The following is a 22,554-nucleotide window of genomic DNA, read 5'->3' as shown; positions in this document are numbered from 1 at the left end:
GCAGGGGCGGGCCGAACAACTTCGGCCAGGCGGGGTTCTGCCGATGCTGGCACGTCGGCAACGGCAGAACCCCGTTTGTCGTTGCAGGCAGCAACGTTCTGCTTGTTCCATTTCTATGTTTCGGATTTACAGTATTGTACTGCTGGCCCTGGTGTTGGCGTTGGCCGCCCGGCCCGCCGCCGCCTACGCCGTGCTCACCCACCAGGCCAACATCGACTCGACCTGGGAGCGCTGCCTGGTGCCAGCTATTCTGAAGCGCTACCCCGGCTCGACCCCCGAGCAGCTGGCCGATGCCAAGGCGTATGCCTACGGCGGAGCCATTATTCAGGACATGGGCTATTATCCCTTCGGCTCGGTGTTGTTCACCAACCTCACGCACTACGTGCGTTCGGGCGACTTCGTGCGCAACATGCTGGCCGAAGCCCGCGACCGCAACGACTACGCTTTTGCGCTGGGCAGCCTCGCTCACTACGAGGCCGACCTCAACGGCCACCCCGAAGGCACCAACAAGGCCATGGCCTCGGTGTATCCGGATTTGAAAGCGAAGTTTGGCGACATCATCACCTACGAGCAGGCCCCCAAGCAGCACACGCAACTGGAATTTGCCTTTGACGTGGTGCAACTGGCCAGCGGCAAGTACCGCAACTCCGACTACCACCAGAAAATCGGCTTCCAGGTGAGCAAGGCCACCCTGGAGCGGGCCTTTCTGAAAACCTACGGGCTGGAGCTGGGCCAGGTCATCGTGAACGTGGACCTGAGCATTGCCAGCTTCCGCTTCGCCGTGAGCCAGCTGATTCCGACCGCCGCCCGCGCCGCCTGGCACTCCAAGCGCAAGGATATTCTGAAAATCAGCCCCGGGGCGCGGCGGCGCGACTATCTCAAGCAGGAGCGGCCCCGCGAATTTCGTAAGCTCTACGGCGACTCCTACAAGAAGCCCGGGTTTGGGGCGCGCATCATTTCGTACTTCATCCGCATACTGCCCAAAATCGGGCCGCTCAAGCCGTTTGCCTTCAAGCTGCCCACGCCCGAAGCGCAGACGCTGTTTCGGGCCAGCTTCCGGAAAACCATGGCCGCTTACTGTGCCGACATCAGCCGCCAGCCCGCCGACACCGCCGCTGTGCCGCTGAAGCTGGCCAACGCCGACTTTGATACCGGCCACCCCACCAAGGCCGGCGAATACCCGCTGGCCGACGAAACCTACGGCGAGTGGCTGCGCAAACTGGCCGACAAGAAGTTTGAGAACCTGACCCCGGTGGCCCGCCAGAACATTCTGGCTTTTTATGGGACGCAGCCCAAAACTCCCGCCTCGGGCGAGGAGAAGGAGCGTCACAAGCAGGAGGAAACGCTTAAGGCGCTGAACGAGCTGCGGGCCGTGAAATAGCTTCCCGGGTACCGGGGCGAATGCCCCACATCCCCGCTGGCAGCACCTGAAGCCAATTGGAACCCCTGCGCTTGGCCGGGCCTGTTTTTTTTTGTTACCTTGTTGGCAGCCAAAAGCTAAAGCCGCCAAAGTACTGCTTGTTAAAATCGTGATATAGATTTTAATTTGATATAATTTTGCCGGCTTTCTTTTTTGTTTTCATTCCAATTCGCTCAACACTTTATTCCCAATTTCAAGCACTCACTTATGCAAACACTTTACAAGAAGGGGCAGCCATTCCGCCGGATGCGGCTGCTGAGCCTGTTGCTGCTGCTGCCGTTGGCAGGGCGGGCGCAATTCACCGGCGGGCGATTGGTGGTGGCACGGGCCAATGCATCTTCGGGGCCAGGCACCGTAACGCTGGCCGAATACACCACTGCTGGTGTTGCGGGCACCAGCGTGGCATTGCCCACCGCAGCGAGTGGCAGCAACAAGCAATTTCGCATAAACGCGGGTTCGGCCACGGAAGGCGGGCTGAACCTTTCGGCCGATGGCCGTTTCCTCACGCTCGGGGGCTACGACGCCTCAGCCAGTGCCACCTTGCCCGGCACAGCTGCCACGGTAAACCGAGTGGTGGCGCTGGTGGCGGCCGATGGCACCGTGAACACCAGCACGGCGCTGACTGACGCGTTCAATAGCAACAGCATCCGGTCGGTAGTTTCGAGTGATGGTACCCAGTTCTACCTCTCCGGGGGCGGGGATGGGGTGCGCTACGCCACTCCAGTAGGTACCACCAGTTCAACTGTAATTAGCAACACGGTTACCAACCTGCGCCAGATTCACATTGCAGGAGGCAACCTGTATTTCACCACCGCTTCGGGAGCGACGCGGGGCACTTACCAAGTAGGGACAGGTTTGCCGACTGCTACCGGCACTACCGCCACCAGTCTGCTCAGTGTCGGGGGTACTGCCTCGCCCAACGCGACAGCTTTCATTGACATCGATGGCGACGGCAACCCCGATGTGGCTTACCTGGTCGATAATACTGTGACCACCGGGGGCTCGGGAGGCATTTATAAGTTCTCGCGCACAGGTACAACCTGGACCAGCCGCGGCCAGTTCAACAGTACGTTGGGGCTAAACTATGTAACTGGACGGGTAAACGGGGCAAATGTGGAGCTTTACATTACGACTCCCACCACGATTTACTCCTATAATGAACCCACTGCCAACGCTAACAATCTCATCGCAGGGACGTTGACGGCTACTGCGGCTACAACTACTACGGCAGCTCCTTTTAGAGGCATTGCTTTTGCTCCGGTCAACAACCCGGCCCCAACTATCACCAGCTTGTCGCCCAGCTCGGCCACGGCCGGCGCAGCCGCTCAGACGCTGACGGTGACCGGCACGAACTTCATCGCCTCGTCGGTGGTGAACTTCAACGGCACGGACCGCGCCACCACCTACGTTTCGGCCACGCAGCTCACCATCCAGCTGACCGCGGGCGACCAGGCCACGGCCGGCACCTACAACGTGACCGTGACCAACCCCACGCCCGGCGGCGGCACCTCGGCGGCCAGCACCTTCACGGTCAACAACCCGGCCCCGACCATCAGCAGCCTCTCGCCCAGCTCGGTGACGGCCGGTGCAGCTGCCCAGACGCTGACGGTGAACGGCACAAACTTCATCGCCTCGTCAGTAGTGAATTTCAACGGTACGGACCGTACTACCACCTACGTTTCGGCCACACAACTCACCATTCAACTCACGGCGGGCGACCAAACCACCGCCGGCAGCTACAACGTAACTGTGACCAATCCCACACCCGGTGGCGGTACTTCGGCAGCGGCAACATTCACCGTGAGCCCGGCCGTGGTTAACAACCCGGCACCCACCATTACCAGCCTGTCTCCGAACTCGGCCACGGCCGGCGCAGCCGCTCAGACGCTGACGGTGACCGGCACGAACTTCATCGCCTCGTCGGTGGTGAACTTCAACGGCACGGACCGCGCCACCACCTACGTTTCGGCCACGCAGCTCACCATCCAGCTGACCGCGGGCGACCAGGCCACGGCCGGCACCTACAACGTGACCGTGACCAACCCCACGCCCGGCGGCGGCACTTCGGCGGCCAGCACCTTCACCGTGAACCCGGCCGTGGTTAACAATCCAGTGCCCACCATCACCAGCCTGTCGCCCAGCTCGGTGCCAGCAGGAACGGGAGCTTTTACGCTTACTATCAACGGTACGGGCTTCCTGCCCGCCTCGACTGTTACTTTCAACGGGTTTCCGGTTGGCGCTACTTACCTTTCAAGCACCCAATTGTCTGTCAACCTGCCCGCGGGCGCAGTGACGGGAACCTACCCGGTAATTGTGACCAACCCGGCACCGGGCGGCGGCGCGTCGGCTCCTTTCAACTTCACTGTAACCTCGGCCCCGCTGGGCGACCTTACGGTAAGCACCGGCACGCTGGCTTCGCCCACACCGATTGCCGGCAACTACAACAACATCTTTATTACCGGCACGGGCGTGGCCGCAGTGGTTGGCCCGCTCACGGCCGCTACCAAGCTGGAGATTCAACCGGGTGGTATTCTGGCGCAAAATTGCCAGCCGATTACCGGCACCGGCAACTTCGACCTGCAGGCCGGCGGCACGCTCATCATTTGCGATGGGGCTGGTATTTCGCCCGCACCGGTACCTACCGGCGCTATTCTGCTGGCCGGCACGCGCAGCTACAGCCCGCTGGCCAACTACATCTATAATGGCAGCGCGGCCCAGGTAACGGGCCTAGGCCTGCCCACCACCGTGCTGGCCGTGGCCGTAGCCAACCCAGCCGGCCTGACGCTGAGCCAAGCCCTGAGCCTGACTCAAGGCCTGCAGTTGCAAACCGGCAACCTGATTACCGGGGGTAACACGTTTACCTTACTTTCGACGGCTGCCGGTACGGCTGGCGTGGTGAACGCAGGCGGTGTGGTAGTGGGTGCAACAACGGTGCAGCGCTACATTAACAGCGCCAATGCCGTTGGCTACCGCCATTATTCGGCCCCGGTGAACAGCACTACCTTCGCCGACCTGGCCACCACTAACTTCACGCCGGTGGCGAACCCTGCTTACAACAGCAGCGCCACGCCGGGTACTATCCCGAACTTCCCGACGGTGTTTGGCTACAACCAGGACCGCATTGCGACGGTGACGTCGAACTTCAGCGCCTTCGACAAAGGCTGGTTCTCGCCGAATAGCTTGGCCGACCCGATGGTGGTGGGCAAAGGCTACACGGTGAACGCGCCCAACACGGCCCTGGTTGACTTTGTGGGCACGCTGAACAACGGCTCCGTGCCTTCGGGCAACCTGAGCCGCGGCACCGACCCAGCCGCCGGCTGGCACTTGCTGGGCAACCCCTACCCGAGCCCCATCAACTGGAGCACGGTGACCCCCGCTCAGCGCCCCGGCATGGATGCCGCCATTTACGTGTTTGAAAGTGCCGGCCAGTACGGCGGCTCGTACCGTGCCAGCGTAAACGGCGTGGGCGGCAATAGCAACAGCCCGCAACCCATCGTGGTATCGAGCCAGGGCTACTTCGTGCGGGTGGCCTCGGGCCAGACCACCGGCCAGGTAAACCTCGATAACTCGAACCGCGTGACCACCTTCGATGCGCAGCCCAGCTTCGGCCGTGGCACCGCCGACACCCGCCCCCAAGTGGCCATGACGCTGCAGGGCGCTTCGGTGGCCGACGCAGCCTACGTGTATTTCCAGGCCGGCGCCACAGCGGGCAAGGATGTGGAATTTGACGCTACCAAGCTGAACAACTCGCACGGCCTGAACCTGACCTCGCTGGCCGGCGGCGAAGCCCTGGCCATCAACGGCCTGCCCGCATTGGGTGCCGCCACGGTGCTGGTGCCCCTGAACATAGCCGCCCCGCAAGCCGGCAGCTACGCGCTGAAAGCCGACGCACTCGCCAACCTGGCTGGTACCACCGTAACGCTGGTGGACGCCCTGAATAACACCCGCACGGTGCTGACGACCGGCACTGCTTACACCTTCAGTCTGACGAACACCAGTGCCACCGGCCGCTTTGCGCTGGAGTTCCGCCCCAGTGGGGCGCTGGCCACCACGGCCGCCCAGGCCCTGAGCGCCCAAACCCAGCTGTTTCCGAACCCGACTTCGGGCTCGTTCCGGGTACAATTGCCGGTTCTGGCTGCTAAAACGGCCGTGCAGGCCACGCTGCTGAATGCCCTGGGCCAGACCGTGCTGAGCCGCACGCTGACCGCGGCAGCCGGCCAAGCCATCGACACCGAGTTTGACGTGCGCGCCCTGGCCGCCGGGGTATATACCCTGCGCCTGAACGTGAACGGCACGCCCGTGGTGCGCAAGGTGATGGTTGAGTAGCGAAGCCGGGCCGCAACGCCCACTCCTGCGAGAAGAGCCCGCTGCATTACTGCAGCGGGTTTTTTTGTGTCGGGCCCCGCCGCCCGGAAAGCCGGAGGGGCAGCGGGTAGGGGAGCCGTTGGAGCAATTGAAGCCGACTAGTGGCGTTGCCGCCGGTGGCGGATTTACTACGGATGGGCTGGCATCGTTCCCGGCAACGATTGCGCAGATTTAGTCGGGTTTTGACGGCCGGAAGGGCTTGAAGGTCAGTGTACCTTTCTTCGGCCCAAGGGGCATTCCGGTCTAATTCCCACGCTGTTTTCCATTCCATGAACCAACCCGTTACCCAACGCCTGAGCCTCGTCAGTGCCCTGCTGCTGCTACTGGCTTGCACCTCCCGGCTATTCGCCTACGACCTCACGGTGGCCAAAGACGGCACCGGCAACTACACCACCGTGCAGGCCGCCATCGACGCGGCGCCGGCCGGCCGCACGGCCGTTTTCACCATCTTCATCAAAAACGGCCGCTACAAGGAAGTAGTGAACGTGCCCGCCACCAAGCCCTTCATCCAGCTGGTGGGCGAGAGCGTGGGCAACACCGTGCTCACCTACAACAACTCGGCCGGCACGCTGGTGGGCGGGGTAGCGCTGGGCACCCAGAACTCGGCTTCGGTCACCATCAACGCCACCGACTTTTCGGCGCTGAACCTGACGTTTGAAAACTCGTTCGGCGAGGCTTCCTCGGGCGGGCAGGCCGTGGCCATTCTGGTGAATGCCGACCGGGCTGCCTTCCGCAACTGCCGCTTCCTCGGCAACCAGGATACCATGTACCTGAAAGGCAGCGGCACGCCGCACCAGTACTTTCTAAACTGCTACATTGAGGGCAACACGGATTTCATTTTCGGTAGCGCCGCCGCTTTGTTCGAGAGCTGCAACATCTACGCGAAGAACAAGGCCACGACCTCCACTTCCTTCATCGCCGTGCCCAACACGCCGGCCGGGCAGGCGTTCGGCTTCGTGTTCAAGAGCTGCAACGTGACCGGGCACTCGGTGGCCGGTGGCACCGCCTACGACCTTGGCCGCCCCTGGCAGGCCAACCCCAAAGCGGCTTTCCTGAACTGCAACCTGAGCACGCCGCTGATTCTGGACGAGGGCTGGGCGCCGACCAGCTCGGCGGGCACGGCCACCATCCGCGACTCGTATTTTGTTGAATACCAGAACACGCACTTCAATGGCAAGGCCATCAAAGTGAGTAGCCGCGTGCTCTCGGGCCAGGGCCTGACGCCCGTGCAGCCCTCGTCGCAACTCACGGCGGCCGAAGCCGCCACTTACACCAAGGCCAATATCCTGGGCAGCTGGGACCCCTGCGCGCTGATTGACTGCGCCACGCCCTTTGTGCGCTCGGTTATCGTCAACAACTTCAAAGGCACGAAAGGCGCTACGACTTCGGCCTTTACCTGGAACACCAGCTTCCCCATTGCCGGCGACGTGCTGAGCGTATATCGCGCCACGGCCACGCCGCCCGCCGCGCTGGGCGCGTTCGCGGTAGTCGCCACCCAGACCGAGCCCAGCGACACGGTGTTCAATTACTCGTATTCGGAAGCCATTCCGGCGTCGGGCAGCCTGTCGAAATACTTCGTGCGCGGCAGCGCCGCCGCGGCTCAGATTTCTTCCGATACCGCCACCATCAGCAGCGCGCCCACGGTGGCGGCGGGTGGCAGCGTGGGCAGCTTCACGCAGCAGCTGGGCACGCCCTCGCCGGCCCAGAGCGTGGCTGTGTCGGGCACCGATTTGGCCGGCACCGTGACCGTGACGGCCCCCACCAGTTACCAGGTTTCGCTGACTTCGGGCGGCACCTACGCCAGCACCGTGAGCCTGACGCCCACCACCGGTGCGGTGGCCAGCACGCCGGTCTACGTGCGGCTGAACGCTGCCACGGCCGGCTCCTACACCGGCAACCTCACCCTCACCAGCACCAACGCCACCACCGTGCGCGTGGCCCTGAGCGGCACGGCCATTGTGGCGCCTACCACCACATCGAACGTATTGGAATACTGGCCACTGCGCGTGAACAATGCCGACAGCGCCCAGGCCCGCAGCAGCCGCGTGACAGCCACGACGCCTACACTCAAGCGTCTGTACGTATCCAATGGTACTACGCTGGCTGCAGCGCCGGCTTACTCCAACCTCTACGGCCAGGCCTTCGGGCCCACTGCCAACGGCGACGGTACCTGGAGCTCGGTAGGTGGCAACCTGAACCGCATGTACTACGAGCAGTTCACGCTGAGCGTGCCCGCCGGCGGCAGCGCCGTGCGCGTCGATTCGGTGCTGTTCAATGCGGGCTTCTACAACACCAGCTCGGGCACCAAAATGGCTGTGGTGTACTCGTTGAACGGCTTCACGGCTCCGGCCGACTCCACCGAAATCACCAGCGTAACCGGCCCTGGCGGCGCGCAGGCCCTCACGGCCAGCGGCAACTTCAATAAGTCGTTTCCGCTGCTGAACCAGGTGAACGGCAACGTGACGCTTTACCGCGTGGCGCTGAGCGGCCCCAGCACCACCAACCCCAGCGGCGGCGTATCGGTGGCGGCTGGCAAAACGCTGAGCGTGCGCCTGTATTTCGCCACCGGCAGTACCGGTACGCCGCGCTACGCGCTGCTGAAGAATCTGCGTTTCAAGGGCGATGCCAGCACTGCCACCGCTACCACGGCCAGCCGGACGCTGGCCGCGCAGGTGCAGCTGTTCCCGAACCCGGCCTCAGGCGCTTTCCGGGTGCAGCTGCCGGCGGCGAGTGGTGCAGCTACGGTGCCGGCCACGCTGCTCAATGCGCTGGGCCAGGTGGTGCAGCGCCGCTCGCTGAGCGCGGCCGCTGGCCAGTCGGCCGAAGGCGAATTTGATGTGCGCGGGCTGGCTCCCGGCATCTACACCCTGCGCCTCGACATGGGCGGCGTGCTGGTGGCGCGCAAGGTGATGGTGCAGTAAAGTGCCCTCCAAACTCCACAAAAAAGCCCGTTGCCAAAAGCGACGGGCTTTTTTGTGGAGTTTGGAGGCGGGTTTGGTGGCTGTCGAAAGGAAATGAGAAGGTATAAGTAACCCTTACTAAAAAACGCACCCGGTGCTTAAACCCGTTCGGTGGGTAGCAGTCAGACGGTCAGGTTTGTTGCTTGTTCATTATTTATTCATTCCCTTCCATGAAATCCCGCTTCACTTATAGCCTCGTACTGCTGTTGGTACTGGCCGCCACCGTGGCCGGCCTGGCCCGTCGCTCGCCCCGCGAACAGCGCCCCATCCGGCGCGAAATCCGCGCCTACTTCGCTGCCAATGTGCTGCCCGTGCTCCGGCAGCAGCGCCAGAAGCTGGAGCCCCAGCTCACCGCCGCCGACCGCGCCCAACTGGCCACCTACCGCACCCAACTGAAAGCGCTGAAAGAGCAGGGGCGCGCCCTGCGCCAGGCCGCCGCGCCGGCCGCTGGCAGCACGCCCGGCACCCGCCCGGTGCTCACCGAAGCCCAGCGGGAGCAGGCACGTCAGCTGCGCTTTCAGGCCCGGGGCATTATGCTGAATGTGGCGCAAATGGCTCAGAGGTATGATGAGCCCATCGGCCAATTGGCGCAGGAAGTGCAGCCGCAAAAGGAAAAATGGGCAACTGATATCAAATCCATCGTGGCGAAAAATGCCACGCCCGAGCAGCAGGAGCAACTGGCCGCTGCCAAAAGCCGTCGGCACGGCCAGGGTCCCGGCCAGCTGCGTCGGTTCTTCAAGCCCGCTATGTTCCTGCTGATGGACCCTAACGCTCCGGCCGAAGCGCCCGGAGAGCGTGGCGTGAGCACCAGCAGCTTCTACCCAAACCCGGCCGCCGCCACTACGCAATTGGAATATGAGGTGAAAAAAGCCGGCCCCGTATCAATCGATTTGCTCGACAAGGATGGCAACAAGCTACGCACGCTGCTGCCCAAAACCCAGCAGGAAAAAGGCTCCCAGCGTCAGCAGCTGGATTTGAGTGGCCTGCCCACCGGCACGTATTTCTATAAAATCACGACCAAAAGCGGCACGCAAACCAGGCGGTTTGTAAAAGAGTAACGTCGTCTGTCATTGCGAGCGAAGCATGGCAATCCTTCCGCTCGATGCAGGAAGCCTTAAGATGTGAAAAGCCCCGGCACTGGTTAGTGTCGGGGCTTTTGAATTCTGGAAAAAAGGCTTGTCACATCGTTTAAGTCGGTCGTGTTGAGCGAAAGGATTGCCGCGCCACGCTCGCAATGACAGACGGAGATGGGCGCTTACTCCCGCACCAACTCGCCGCTCAGGCGGCGCAGGGCCAGCTCGGCTTGCTTGGCCGCGTAGCGAATATCGAGCAGGCGGGTTTCGGCGTCGAGCTCGTTGCGCTGGGCTTCGCGCAGGGCTAATGGCGTGAGCAGGCCCAGGCGGTAGCGCTCCAAGGCAATGTCCACGTTCTGGCGGGCCAGCTGGATGTTGGTTTCTTCGAGGTCGAGCAGCTGCAGGTAGTTCTGGTACTGGGCGAAAGCGGTGGCGGCATCGGCATCGAGCTGCAGCCCGGTCTGGTCGAGCTGCAGGCGGCGCTGTTCTTCCACCACGCGGGCGTTCTGCTCTTGGCGGCGAATGTTGAAGCCGTTGAAAATCGGCACGGAAGCCACAAGGCCGTAGTTCAGGCCGTAGGTCTGGCCGGTGTTGGTTACCAGTTGGTTGCCGAAAAAAGCCGCCCCGTTCACGTTGCGGTTGAACACGTAGCCACTGGTGAGGCCCAGCTGCGGAAAGCGGGAAGCCGTCACCAGCTTGCGGTCGTAGGCGGCCACGTCGACCCCGCGCCGGGCCTGCGCCAGCCGCGGGTTGTTGGCCTTGATGCCAGCCGTGATAACGTCCTCGCGCAGGTCGCGTGTGACGGTAAGGCTGTCGCTGGGCTGAAAATCGAGGCGCGGGTTGCGGCCCAGCAAGTTGTTGAGCGTGATTTTGGCGGCCGTAAGGGCCTGTTGCTGCTGCAGCAGCAGGCTGCGGTCGGCGTTGTAGTCGACGCGGGCCGTGAGCACCTCCACTTTGGCGCTTACCCCTACGTCGACCTGCGCCTGGGTGAGGTCGATGCGGGCCTGGCCAATTTTCAGCGCTTCCTCCAGCGAGGTGATTTTGCCGGCCTGACGCACCACGTCGAAATAGGCGTTGGCCACATCCTCCACGGTTTCCTCCACGGTGGCTCGCGTAATTTCCTGCTGCTGGCCCCGCAGCGCTTTCAGCCGGTCGTAGGCGTAGAACATGCCGAGGCCGTCGAAAATCGTCCACGTCGCCGCCACGTTCGTGTTGAACAGGTTGGACTGCGCCCGGTTGGCCACGCTGGCTTCGGGGCGCGCCGACGACTCCTGCCGCACGTTGTTGATGTTGAAGTTGCGGGTCAGGTTGCCGTTCACCACGGGCAGCTGGCCGGCGTTGCCGCGCGTCACGTTGTTGCGGCTAATCTGCTCGTCCTGCCGCGAAATCAGGATGCCGTAGTTGTGCTGCAGCGCCGCCGCAATGGCTTCCTGCAACGACAATGGCGGCGCGGCCGGCACGGTGGCCGGCTTCTGCAGCTGGCGCGGCTGGGCCACGGGCAGCTGCGCCCGGCTGGCGAAGGGAAGGAGGAGAAAAAGGAACTTCAGGAATTTCATTGACGAGGGAATCAGAACAAAACTCCCCTCCTTACCAAAGAGGGGATGTTTCAGCGAAGTTGAAATTGGGGTGGTTGTGGCATCAAACGGCCCTGACGCCACAATCACCCCAATTTTCGCTTCGCGAAAATGTCCCCTCCTTGGTAAGGAGGGGAGTGGGACGTTCGAGGTTATGCCGCTACCGGCTGCTTTTCGCCCTCGGCCACTTTGGGCTTGTGCTTTTTCGCCGTAGCGAAATACGAGTACATCACCGGCACCACAAACAGTGTGAGACCGGTGGCAAACAGCAGCCCGCCCACCACGCCGATGCCCATGGCCCGGCGGCCCAGCGCGCCCGCCCCCTGCGCCATGGCAATGGGCAGAATGCCAAGCACGGCGCACAAGCTGGTCATCAGAATGGGCCGGAAACGGGCGGCCGAGCCTTCAATCAGGCCGGTCATGTAGTCGGCGCCTTTCTCCACGCTCTGGTTGGCGAATTCCACGATGAGAATACCGTTTTTGGTGACGAGGCCCACCAGCATGATGATGCCGATTTGCGAGAACAGATTCATCGTCTGGTTGAAGTACCAGAGGCTGAACAGCGCGCCGGCCAGAGCCAGCGGCACTGTCACCATGATGATGCCGGGGTCGCGGAAGCTCTCGAACTGCGCGGCCAGAATCAGGTAAATCAGCACCAAGGCCAGGCCGAAGGCGAAGAGCACCGAGGAGGAGCTTTCGGCAAAGTCGCGCGACTGGCCCGCCAGCGCGGTCGAGAACGTGTCGTCCAGGTTTTTGTCGGCAATGGCCTGCATGGCGGCAATGCCTTCGCCCAGGGTTTTGCCCTTGGCCAGCGAAGCCGAGAACGTGGCCGCGTTGTAGCGGTTGAAGCGGTAGAGCTGCGGCGGGGTGCTTTTCTCCACCAGCGTAATCACGTTGTCGAGCTGCACGAGCTTGCCGGTGCGGCTCTTCACGTTCAGGGTGCGCACGTCGAGCGGCTGGTTGCGGTTTTCGCGCGCCACCTGGCCGATAATCTGGTACTGCTTGCCATTGCGGATGAAGTAGCCGTAACGCTGCCCGCTCAGGCCGGCCTGCAGCGTTTGCGAAATGTCCTGCACGCTCACGCCCAGACTCTGGGCCTTTTCGCGGTCAATCACCACGCGCAGCTCGGGCTTGTTGAACTTCAGGTTCACATCCACGAAGCTGAAGGTTTTGTCGGCCTGCGCAGCTTCCAGGAACTTGGGCACAGCGGCCGTCAGCTTCTCGAAATCCTGGGTTTGCACCACAAACTGTACCGGCAGTCCGCCCCCGCGCCCGCCCCCGCCGCCCGAGCTAATGCTCTGGTCCTGCGACACCGATACCCGCGCGCCGGTGTATTTTTTTACCGCGCCCGTGATGATGTCGGCCAGCTGCTGTTGGGTGTGAGGCCGGTTTTCGGGGTCCTTCAGCAGCACGCGGGCGATGGCTGAGTTGGCCGCGCCGCCGCTGCTGCCGCCGCCGGGCGAGGTCACGGTCAGAATGTTGTCCGCGTCCTGGGCCGAGCTGTCCTGCAGCACCTTGGTCAGGTCGGCCATGTAGTTGTCCATGTACTCGAACGACGCACCTTCCGGAGCGTTGGCGTTAATGCTGAGGCGGTTGCGGTCCTCTACCGGCGCCAGCTCCGAGGGCAGGGCTTTCATGAAAAACCAGATGCCCACGCCCGTGAGCGCCACCAGGCCCCAGGCCAGCCAGCGCCGGTCGAGGAAGGTGATGAGGGCGTTGCGATAGCCGTTGGTGAGGCTTTGGAAGAAGGGCTCGGTCTTGCGGTACAGCCAATTGTGGTCGCCGCCCTTTTTCAGCAGCTTCGAGCACATCATCGGCGTGAGGGTGAGCGACACAAAGGCCGAAATCAGCACCGAGCCGGCCAGCACAATGCCGAACTCCCGGAACAGCTTGCCCGTGATGCCCGACAAAAACACCACCGGCAAAAACACCGCCGCCAGCACCACCGTGGTCGAAACCACCGCCATCAGGATTTCGGCCGAGCCGTTCTTAGCTGCCTCCAGCGGTGTTTCTCCTTCCTCGATTCGACTGTAAATATTCTCCAGCACCACGATGGCGTCATCGACCACCAGGCTGATGGCCAGCACAATAGCTAGCAGCGTGAGTACGTTGATAGTGAAGCCCATCAAATCCATCACGAAGAAGATGCCGATGAGCGATACCGGAATGGCTACCACCGGAATGAGCGTGGAGCGCCAGTCGCGCAGGAACAGGAAAATCACGACCACTACGAGCACAAATGCTTCGATAATCGTGTCCTCCACCTCAGCGATGGAGGCGCGAATAAAGACCGAATTGTCAAAGCCCGTGCTGATTTTCAGGTCTTTCGGCAAGTCGTTCTGGTATTGCTTCATCCGCTTGTTGAACTCGTCGGTGATGGCAATCTGATTCGAGCCGGGCTGCGGAATGGCCATCACGGCCACCATCGGAATGCCGTTGCGGCGCAGGATGGTCTGGTCATTTTCGGGATAAAGCTCGGCGTAGCCCACGTCGCTCAACCGCACCAGCGAGGTGGGGTCGTTGCGGATAATCAGGTCGTTGAAGTCCTTCACCGAGGCCAGGCGGCCCATGGTGCGCAGCGAAAGCTGGGTGCTCTGGCCCTGCACGGCGCCGCTGGGCAGCTCCACGTTTTCGCGGGCCAGGGCCTGCTGCACATCCACCGGCGACACGCCCAACGCCGACAGCTTCACCGGGTCGAGCCAGAGGCGCATGGAGTACTTGCGCTCGCCCCAAACCCGAATTTCACTCACGCCGGGAATGGTTTGCAGGCGCTCCTTGAGGACGTTGTTGGCATAGTCCGTCAGCTCCAGCAGGGTGCGCGACGACGAGCTTAAGTAGCTCAGGATGATGGGGGAGGAGTCGGCGTTGGCCTTGCTCACGGTGGGCGGGTCCACGTCGCGCGGCAGGCGGCCCTGGGCGCTCGACACCTTGTCGCGCACGTCATTGGCGGCGGCTTCGAGGTCCACGTCGAGGTCGAACTCCACGGTAATGTTGCTACCGCCGTCGCGGCTGGTGCTCGACAGGTTTTTGATGCCCGCAATGCCGTTGATGCCTTCTTCGAGCGGCTCGGTTATCTGGCTCTGAATCACGTCGGCCGAGGCGCCGGTGTAGCTGGTCTGCACCGTGATGATGGGCGGGTCGACGCTCGGGTACTCGCGGATGGCGAGCGAGCGGAAACCAATCGCGCCGAAAATCACAATGAGCAGGCTCATCACGATGGCGAGTACCGGGCGGTTGATACTGACGGAGGAAAGGCTCATGCTATGGGTTGTCTACAACTGATTTTCTCCTGTCATCCTGAGCCTAGCGAAGGACCTTATCACATCTGGTTGATTTTGATTAGTGCAAATCGTTCAACGTTGATAAGGTCCTTCGCTACGCTCATGATGACAGCATCGTGCTACTTCTGAATCGATACCTTGTCATCCGCTTTAACCTGCAGAATGCCGGTGCGGATAACCGTGTCGCCCACGGCCAGGCCCTTGGTAATCTGAATCACCTTATCCGAGCGCACGCCGATGTTGACGGGCTGGATTTTGGCCTTGCCCTTCTTCACGATGAATACTGTGTAGCCGCTGGCCACCGGCACCACGGCTTCGGTCGGAATCTGGAGGGCTTCAGCAGTTTCGCCCAGCTCCAGGTTCACTTTCACGAATCCTCCCGGGCGCAGTTCCATGTTTTTGTTGGGGTAGATGGCCCGCACGGGCAGCGTGCGCGACACCGGGTCAATCTGCGGGTTGATAGCGTATACTTTGGCCTCGATTTTCTTGGTCGTGGCCTCGTCGGTTACCATCACCGGGTCGCCCACGCGCACCGACTGCGCGAAGCGGCTGGGCACGTTGAAGTCGACCTTCACCGGCGACACCCGCGAGAGCGTGGTAATGGCCGTACCCGGCGACACGTAGGCGCCCACCGAGGTGTTGCGCAAGCCCAGAATGCCATCGAACGGGGCCCGCACATAGGCTTTTTGCAGCGTCACGCGCAGGGCCTGCAGGTCGGCCTGGGCCGTGAGCAGGGCGTTGTTGCTCTGCTCGTATTCCTGGCGGCTGATGTATTCCTTAGCCAGCAGCGTGCGCTCGCGCTTCTCCTGGTCCTGGTAGAGTTTGATGTTGTATTCCTGCTTGCGCAATTGGGCCTGCACATCGGCCGCGTTGATGGTGAACAGCAGCTGGCCCTTGCGCACCGGCTGGCCCTCCTGAATGTTGAGGCTGGTAATCTTACCCGAAATCTCGCTCTGAATGGTCACCGACTCATCGGCCATCACCGAGCCGGTGGAGGACACTTCGTCGGAGAGTTTGGTGGCCGCCACCACGTACACCTGCACCGGCACTTTGGGCTTGCCGCCGGGGCCCCCTTTGCCGCCCGGGGCCGCGCCTTTGCCGCCTTTCGCGCCGGCGTCTTTCTCCGCGTTGGGGCTGGGGAAATACTTGATTTTGGCCCAGGCCAAACCCGCAATCAACACGAGCGCGATAACCCAGCCCAGCCAGCCGCGCTTGGCTTTGGGCTGCGGCTCGTGGTCGGGTTCGGGCGCGGCGGGTGGGGGAGCCGCGGTGGGCGCGGGGGTGGAAGTGGTGTCCCAGGTTTTGGGCGTGGCAACGGAGGGGTTATCCAAAGGCATAGCAGGAAGAACGCACAAGCGGCGGCGGATGTTCGGCCGCCGTTTGCCGGGTTGGGTAGCAGAAGGCTTAGAACCCCAATAGGTGCACTTTCGGCACCCGGGGTTGCGTCATTTACCATGAAGTATAGACGGAGAGGCCCATCATGCAGACCGGGCCTATCTTCGCCCCGATGAAGCCCGCGCCCGAAACTCCGCCCGAACCCCGCAATTTCTTCCAGGACGTATACGAAGTGGTGCGCCTGATTCCGCCCGGCCGCGTTACGTCGTACGGCACCATTGCCCACTACCTGGGCTCGCGGCGCGGGGCGCGCACGGTGGGCTACGCCATGCTGGCCGCCCACGCCGACGACTCGGTGCCGGCCCACCGGGTGCTCAACCGCCTGGGCCACCTCACCGGGCGCCTGCATTTCGCCACGCCCACGGCCATGCAGGAAGCCCTCGAAGCCGAAGGCATCAAAGTGGAAGACGACCGGGTGGTCGATTTCGACAAGCTGTTCTGGGACCCCGCCGTGGAGTTAGGGTAACAAAGGCCACCGGCTTACTCAGCCCGCCGCATCTGGTTTACCTGGGCGGTGCCGGTGCGGGTGGGCACAATGCGCAGCACGGGCGGCTGCCCGGCCGCCGGCAAAGCCACGCACTCGATATAAACGGCCCCGGTGCGGTCGGGGGCCACGGGCAGGCAGGCCGGAGCCTGCAGGAGCTGCGCGGCTTCGGGCGTGGCGGCGGCAGCCGTGGGGCGCTGCAGGCACAGCACCAGCTCGGCGTGCTGGTCGGGGGCGGGCAGGCTCACGTATTGCTTGGGCAGCAGGCGGGCTACTTCGCGGCCGTTCAGCAAAACCAACAGGGGCTCGGTGGCCACGTTGTCGGGGCGGCGGAAAAGGTAGAGCTTGCCGGCTTCGGGGTTGTCCGGTACGAAACCGTCGTTGATGAGGCGGGCTTCCGCATCCTGCTGCACCACCCGGCCCGTGGGCAGGTGCACCTCAAAAGTGGTGAGGCCGGCCCGCGACCCGGCCCCGGCTGCCACGGCCCCGCCAATGGCCCCGCCCGCCAGCCCGCCCAGCAGGGCCCGGCTGCCCGAGCCGGCCATGTCGATGGGAGCCTGCGCCGTGAAGGTGAAGGAGCGGCCATCCGGCCCCGGTAGCAACGGATACAGCCGGTTCTGATACACGATGTAGCGCGTGTGGCCGTGGCTCAACCCCCAGAGCCCAGTCAGGGGCATGTATTCGCGCGGCTGCTCGGCGCTCAAGGCCAGAAAATAAGCTTCCAGCTCATCGAACTGGCCAAGCTTGCCCTTTAGGCTGCGCGGCGTGGGCTTGAGCTCGAACGGCCGGGTGGCGGCGGTGAGCCGGTTGGCCCGAAAATCGTCGATGTTGCGGTACACGCCGGTTTCGGCGGCGGCGGCCGTTTGTACCGGGTACGGGGGCAGGCCGCCTCGGCCAGCCAGCGCATCCGCACGCGACAAGGCCGGGGCAACCGGACTGGCCGTGGCCGGCAGGGCGGCCAGCTTGGCCAGGGCTTGCGTGAGGAGCTTGCCCAGGTTGGCCGGGTGGTGCAGGGTCACGTCCATGCCGCCCCGGCGCAGCGACTCGGCCACCGGCAGCAGCACCCGAAACGAGCTGTCGGGCTGCACTTCCAGAAACTCGCCCACCACTTCGGCCTCGCCGTTTTCCGAAGTAGGCCGCACATCTTCGCCCACTTCAATGGTAAGCAGGCGCAGCACCACGGGCCGGCTGCCCGCGCGTGGCGGCAGCTGCTGGCGGCAAAAGGCGAGCACGGCGGCCGGCACCGACTGCGTGAGCATGGCCGGGGCGGGCAGGTTGTCGAGGCCGCGCCGCACGGTGCCCAGGCGCGACCGGTCGGCGCGGGCGTCGAGCACCCGCCCCACGTACCAGGCCGAAGTAGCCGCGCCGGTTACAGGCTCGGCCTTGGCGGCATCGGGTAGCGAGAAATAGTAGGGGGTAGGCTGGGCCTGGCCAACGGCGACGGCCAGCAGCCAGCTCAGTACTATAAGGAGCGAAACGCGCGGCAGCAAAGACATATCGAAAAAGGCAGCAATAGTGGAAAGGTAAAACTACAGCGGCCGGGCCACTTCCGGCATCGTGGCGGTTGCGACAATAGGGGCTGCCAGTGGCTCAGGGTCTTTTTTCCAGCGCGTCGACTTCGGCCTCGCCTTGGGCTGGGGGCATCACCTGCCAGGTGGTGAGGTCGGTGTCGGGCTGCAGGCGCACGTAGTTGGCCACGGAAGTGCTGGGCACCAGCACCAGCGCCGCGCTGCCCGCCGTGCCCAGGCGCACGGCCTGCCCCAGGTGCGGCCAGGTCAGCTCCACGGATTCGCCCGGCCGGAGCTGGCCCACCTGCCGGTCGTTGAAGAGCACCGGCTGGGCTTCGGCGGGGCCGCCCAGCGGCCGGTACACGTAGATGAACGCCGTATCGGCCCGCTGGGGCTGGCCCGGCGGTGGATACTGGCTGAACTGGCCCGTGCGCAGGCTGAGGGCAAGCACCATGGGCTCGCCCGAACCGTCGTTGGCATCGCCCCGCAACCCGGTGCCCGGCCGGGCCGGCTGGCTTGGGCGGGTGCCCAGGGCCCGCTGGCCGAAAGCGGCCACATCGACGGGAGCAGCTCCCACGAAGGTGAAAAAATCGTGCTGCCGGGTGAGCAGGCGGAAGACGTGCTCCTGATACACATACGCCTGCCGGCCATCCGAAAAGCCCCATACCGCGTTGGTGGGCACGCGGTCGCCAGTGGTGGTGCGCACTTTCCCCTTCAGCTGCACAGTGCCTTTCCAGCCCGACGGCGAATTGATGACCGTTCGCGAATACCTGGGCGGGCTGTCCGGCGCTACGTAACGCATCGGCATGTTGGCGTCGAGCAAACTGGCCCGTACGGCGCTCCAGCGCACGGTGTCGAGGCGCAGTTGCACGGTGGTATCGGGTTGGTTGGCCGCAAACTGCTCGGCCGAAAAATAAACGCCGCGCCGGGGCGCGGCCGCCTGCAAAATGGCGGGCCGGGCCACCGGAGCCGGCCGGGCGGCTACCTCGGCCAACGTTCGGGCCGGGCGCTGGGCGGCGGCGGCCAGGTCGGCGGCCGCGACGGTGGCGAGGCACTGCTGCATCAGCCGGGCCACGTGCAGGGCGTGGTCGGCGTTGATGGCGGTGCCCGGCTGGCTGGAATGGGCCGATGCACTCCGCACAAAATGGTAGCCGTCGGGCCGGTGGGCGTACACATCGACGGCCAGCTCGGCGGTGGAAGCCGCTTTGCTGACAAGCAGGTTGGACGTAACGGCTTCGCCGACCAGCAGCTGGCGCAGGCAGAGCACCACGGCGTGGTCAGTGGCCCGGGCCGGCAGCTGCTGCGCCAGCCACGCCGTCAGCTCGGTTTCCAGGCTGTGCCGAAAAACCACCGGTGAGGTTTTGTCGTGCAGCCCCTGGTAGACGGTGCCCACGCTGGCGGGCCGGCCCGGGCGGCCGTCCACCACCTGCTCCACGGATACTACCCGGCCGGACAGCGCCAGCGGCTGCTTGCTCAAATCCAGGTAATACACTTGCGCCCGGGCCGCCGGGCTGGCCCGTAGCACGAACAGGAGCAGCAGGCCGCCCCACCATTGCGGGCGAGCCAGAAATAAATAAGAACGCATGAAAATGGAGCCGGTAGCCGGTGGTGGAAGGATGCCCGGGCCGGCTCAAAACTACGGGATTGCGGCCGTTGAAAGAAGCTGAAACGTGGCGGCGGCTGGGGTTTGTGGAACCGGTGCGCGGGCAGCCGCCGCCGCGCTGTATATTTGTTGTCCCCGGAGTGTGCCGGTGTCTTTTTTTATAGTATGAAGCACTTTATTACTGCGCTTGTTGCCCTGCTGCTGACCTTGCCAGCCGTAGCGCAAACCACGTTTTCCATCCGCGGGCGCGTGCTCGACAAGGTGACCGGTGAAACCCTGCCGGGCGCCACCGTGCAGGTAACCGGCAACGGCCAGAACACCGGCACCGGGGCCGACACCGAGGGCAACTACAAAATTCCGAACCTGCCCGCCGGCACCTACACCGTGCAGGCCAGCTTCGTGGGCTACAAGCCCAGCACCCAAACCGTGAAAATTGTGGCCCAGAGCGTGGTGGCTTCCTTTCCGCTCAGCTCCGACAACGCGAGCCTGGCCGAAGTGCAGGTGGTGGCCACCCAGGCCCAGGAGCGCGAAACCCCCGTGGCCTTCTCGGCCGTGAACGAGGTGAAGCTGCGCGAAACCCTGAGCAACCGCGACCTGCCCCTGATTCTCAACGAAACGCCCGGCGTGTACGCCACCCAGGGCGGCGGCGGCACCGGCGACTCGCGCATCAACGTGCGCGGCTTCGACCAGCGCAACGTGGCCGTGCTCATCAACGGCGTGCCCGTGAACGACATGGAAAACGGCCAGGTGTTCTGGAGCAACTGGGACCTGGGCGACGTGACCAAGAGCCTGCAGGTGCAGCGCGGCCTGTCGGCTTCCAAAATTGCCGTGCCCTCGGTGGGCGGCACCATCAACGTGCTCACCAAAGGCTTCGACGACAAAAAGGCCGCTTTGGCCCGCGTCGAAACCGGCTCGAACAACTACCAGAAATACTCGCTCATGCTCAGCTCGGGCCAGCTGAAGGGCGACTGGGCCGTGACGGTTTTCGGCTCGCGCCGCACCTCCGACGGCTGGGTCGACAAGGCCTTCGACGATGCCTGGACCTACTTCGGCACCGTGAGCAAGCGCGCGGGCAAGCACACGCTGTCGCTCACCGGCCTGGGCTCGCCCCAGCGCCACGGCCAGCGCACGTTCCCGTTCGAGGTGTATAAATACTCCTACGAGAAAGCCCGCGAAATTGGGGCGGCCATCAAACCGGGCGGCGACAAAGGCTTCCAGTACAACCCGTATTGGGGCACGCTCGACCGCTACTCCATTGTGGGCGGCGTGAAGGTGAGCCACGGCCAGGAAACCCTGAACGAGCGCACCAACTTCTACCACAAGCCCCAGGTAAACTTCAACGACCTGTGGCAGGTGAACGACCGGCTGTTTATCTCGACGGTGGCCTACGCCTCGTACGGCACCGGCGGGGGCTCCACCACGCTCACCGGCAACTCCAGCACCAACAGCGTGACCGACGCCAATGGCCAGACCGGCTTCCAGAAAATTTACGACACCAACTACGCCGCCGTGGGAGCCGACGGGCAGCGCCGGTCGTCCGAAATCCTCGTCAATGCCATCAACAGCCACCGCTGGTACGGCTTTGTGGTGGGTGGCGACTACCTGCTCAACGACAAACTCACGCTGTCGGCCGGCGTGGATGGCCGCGACTACACCGGCCAGCACTACCGCGAAGTGCGCGACCTGCTGGGCGGCGACTACGTGCTGTCGGTGGGCAACGCCAACGCGCCTGCTAATACCCGGTTGGGCGTGGGCGACAAAACCAGCTACAACTACGACGGCAAAACCCGCTGGCTGGGCGGCTACTCGCAGCTCGAATACAAAACCCCGCTGCTCTCGGCCGTGGTAAGCGGCACGCTCTCGCAGGTGTCGTACAAGCGCATCGACTACTTCCAGAAGCTGCAGGCCGATGGCAGCCCGGTTTCCACGGACTGGACCACCTTCAACGGCTATAGCCTGAAGGCCGGGGCCAACTACAACCTCACCGAGCACGACAACGTGTTCGTGAACGTGGGCTACAACAGCAAGGTGCCGTTTTTCAACCTGCTCTACACCACCTCGGGCCGCAAGTACGACAACGTGAAGCCCGAGGGCATCACCAGCGCCGAAATCGGCTACGGCATCAGCTACCCCAGCCTGAAAGTGACGCTGAACGCCTACTACACGCTGTGGGCCAACAAAACCACTACCTCGTTCAACTCCTCGACCGGTGTGTACAGCAACGTGCGCAACGTGAATGCCCGCCACATGGGCATCGAAATGAGCATTGCCCAGGAAATCAGCCGCCGCCTGCAGCTGAACTCGGCTATTTCGCTCGGCGACTGGCGCTGGACGGGCAAGGGCCAACTCAACCAAACCGACGAAGCCGGCTTCCCTGCCGAGGGGGGCCTCGACCAGCCGGTGTACCTCAACGGCGTGCACGTGGGCGACGCCGCCCAGAACCAGTTTCAGGTGGGCCTGCGCTACGAGCCGTTCCGCGGGGCCTACATCCGGCCGTCGTTCCTGCTCTTCACCAAGTACTACGCCGATTTCAACCCCGAAACCATCCTCAACCAGGCCACCAGCACCGACTCGTACCGCCTGCCCACCTCGCGCAACCTCGACATTCACTTCGGCTACGATTTCAAGCCGATGTTCAAAAACGGTACCCGCTTCGGCCTCAAAGCCTCGGTGCTGAACGTGCTGAACGAGTTTTACTTCACCGACGTGTCAAACCGGTCCAGCTCCAATGCCGGCAACCTCGACCTGCTGCAGGCTTTCTTCAACCGCGGCCGCACCTTCACGGCCGGCTTGTCCATTGCCCTGTAGCGGTAAAATAGTAACTGCGTAAATGAGTAAGGGGGACGTTCGACGGCAAACAGCCATTGAACGTCCCCCTTACTCATTTACGC

Annotated in this window: 11 protein-coding genes; 6 read left to right on the top strand and 5 right to left on the bottom strand. The window is 63.5% G+C overall.

All coding sequences use genetic code 11. The features are described from left to right. Positions 1–115: 115 nt before the first annotated feature. From MON38_RS03285 to MON38_RS03270, 4 genes are all read left to right on the top strand, one after another. Entirely contained in the window at positions 116–1,381 is a 1,266-nt protein-coding gene (locus MON38_RS03285) for a zinc dependent phospholipase C family protein (RefSeq protein WP_241934702.1), read from the top strand. A 246-nt stretch (positions 1,382–1,627) separates the two neighbouring features. After that, positions 1,628–5,746, top strand: a complete 4,119-nt coding sequence (locus tag MON38_RS03280; RefSeq protein WP_241934701.1) for a beta strand repeat-containing protein — start codon at positions 1,628–1,630, stop codon at positions 5,744–5,746. A 308-nt stretch (positions 5,747–6,054) separates the two neighbouring features. Then, on the top strand, positions 6,055–8,706 hold the full coding sequence (locus MON38_RS03275) for a pectinesterase family protein (RefSeq protein WP_241934700.1): 2,652 nt from the start codon (positions 6,055–6,057) through the stop codon (positions 8,704–8,706). 209 nt (positions 8,707–8,915) lie between these two features. Then, positions 8,916–9,803, top strand: coding sequence for a T9SS type A sorting domain-containing protein (locus MON38_RS03270; protein ID WP_241934699.1), 888 nt, complete (start codon positions 8,916–8,918; stop codon positions 9,801–9,803). 197 nt (positions 9,804–10,000) lie between these two features. On the opposite strand, the gene MON38_RS03265 is transcribed toward MON38_RS03270, so the two are convergent. The 3 genes from MON38_RS03265 to MON38_RS03255 all read right to left on the bottom strand — a co-directional run bounded on the left by MON38_RS03265 (position 10,001) and on the right by MON38_RS03255 (position 16,004). Then, positions 10,001–11,374, bottom strand: coding sequence for a TolC family protein (locus tag MON38_RS03265; protein ID WP_241934698.1), 1,374 nt, complete (start codon positions 11,372–11,374; stop codon positions 10,001–10,003). 170 nt (positions 11,375–11,544) lie between these two features. Beyond that, complete coding sequence (locus MON38_RS03260; RefSeq protein ID WP_241934697.1) at positions 11,545–14,652, bottom strand: efflux RND transporter permease subunit; 3,108 nt, start codon at positions 14,650–14,652, stop codon at positions 11,545–11,547. A 140-nt stretch (positions 14,653–14,792) separates the two neighbouring features. Then, entirely contained in the window at positions 14,793–16,004 is a 1,212-nt protein-coding gene (locus MON38_RS03255) for an efflux RND transporter periplasmic adaptor subunit (protein WP_241934696.1), read from the bottom strand. Positions 16,005–16,180: 176 nt separating this feature from the next. On the opposite strand from MON38_RS03255, the gene MON38_RS03250 reads away from it, so the two are divergent. Continuing rightward, entirely contained in the window at positions 16,181–16,534 is a 354-nt protein-coding gene (locus MON38_RS03250; RefSeq protein ID WP_241934695.1) for an MGMT family protein, read from the top strand. A gap of 14 nt (positions 16,535–16,548) precedes the next feature. On the opposite strand, the gene MON38_RS03245 is transcribed toward MON38_RS03250, so the two are convergent. Both MON38_RS03245 and MON38_RS03240 read right to left on the bottom strand, forming a co-directional pair. After that, complete coding sequence (locus MON38_RS03245; RefSeq protein WP_241934694.1) at positions 16,549–18,048, bottom strand: hypothetical protein; 1,500 nt, start codon at positions 18,046–18,048, stop codon at positions 16,549–16,551. Between the two features lie 94 nt (positions 18,049–18,142). After that, a complete protein-coding gene (locus tag MON38_RS03240) occupies positions 18,143–19,645 on the bottom strand; it encodes a hypothetical protein (RefSeq protein ID WP_241934693.1) in 1,503 nt (500 codons plus the stop codon). A gap of 183 nt (positions 19,646–19,828) precedes the next feature. Here MON38_RS03240 and MON38_RS03235 point away from each other — a divergent pair, with 183 nt between their 5' ends. Then, positions 19,829–22,471, top strand: coding sequence for a TonB-dependent receptor (locus MON38_RS03235; protein WP_241934692.1), 2,643 nt, complete (start codon positions 19,829–19,831; stop codon positions 22,469–22,471). Positions 22,472–22,554: the final 83 nt, after the last annotated feature.

The organism is Hymenobacter cyanobacteriorum, from assembly GCF_022631375.1.
Taxonomy (GTDB): Bacteria; Bacteroidota; Bacteroidia; order Cytophagales; family Hymenobacteraceae; genus Hymenobacter; species Hymenobacter cyanobacteriorum.
This window is presented reverse-complemented; position numbering and strand designations above follow the sequence as displayed.

What these genes read in the sequence shown, in the direction of transcription:
- MON38_RS03285 (WP_241934702.1), top strand. Translation starts at nt 116, where the DNA reads ATGTTTCGGATTTACAGTATTGTACTGCTGGCCCTGGTGTTGGCGTTG.
- MON38_RS03280 (WP_241934701.1), top strand. Translation starts at nt 1,628, where the DNA reads ATGCAAACACTTTACAAGAAGGGGCAGCCATTCCGCCGGATGCGGCTG.
- MON38_RS03275 (WP_241934700.1), top strand. Translation starts at nt 6,055, where the DNA reads ATGAACCAACCCGTTACCCAACGCCTGAGCCTCGTCAGTGCCCTGCTG.
- MON38_RS03270 (WP_241934699.1), top strand. Translation starts at nt 8,916, where the DNA reads ATGAAATCCCGCTTCACTTATAGCCTCGTACTGCTGTTGGTACTGGCC.
- MON38_RS03265 (WP_241934698.1), bottom strand. Translation starts at nt 11,374, where the DNA reads ATGAAATTCCTGAAGTTCCTTTTTCTCCTCCTTCCCTTCGCCAGCCGG.
- MON38_RS03260 (WP_241934697.1), bottom strand. Translation starts at nt 14,652, where the DNA reads ATGAGCCTTTCCTCCGTCAGTATCAACCGCCCGGTACTCGCCATCGTG.
- MON38_RS03250 (WP_241934695.1), top strand. Translation starts at nt 16,181, where the DNA reads ATGAAGCCCGCGCCCGAAACTCCGCCCGAACCCCGCAATTTCTTCCAG.
- MON38_RS03245 (WP_241934694.1), bottom strand. Translation starts at nt 18,048, where the DNA reads ATGTCTTTGCTGCCGCGCGTTTCGCTCCTTATAGTACTGAGCTGGCTG.
- MON38_RS03240 (WP_241934693.1), bottom strand. Translation starts at nt 19,645, where the DNA reads ATGCGTTCTTATTTATTTCTGGCTCGCCCGCAATGGTGGGGCGGCCTG.
- MON38_RS03235 (WP_241934692.1), top strand. Translation starts at nt 19,829, where the DNA reads ATGAAGCACTTTATTACTGCGCTTGTTGCCCTGCTGCTGACCTTGCCA.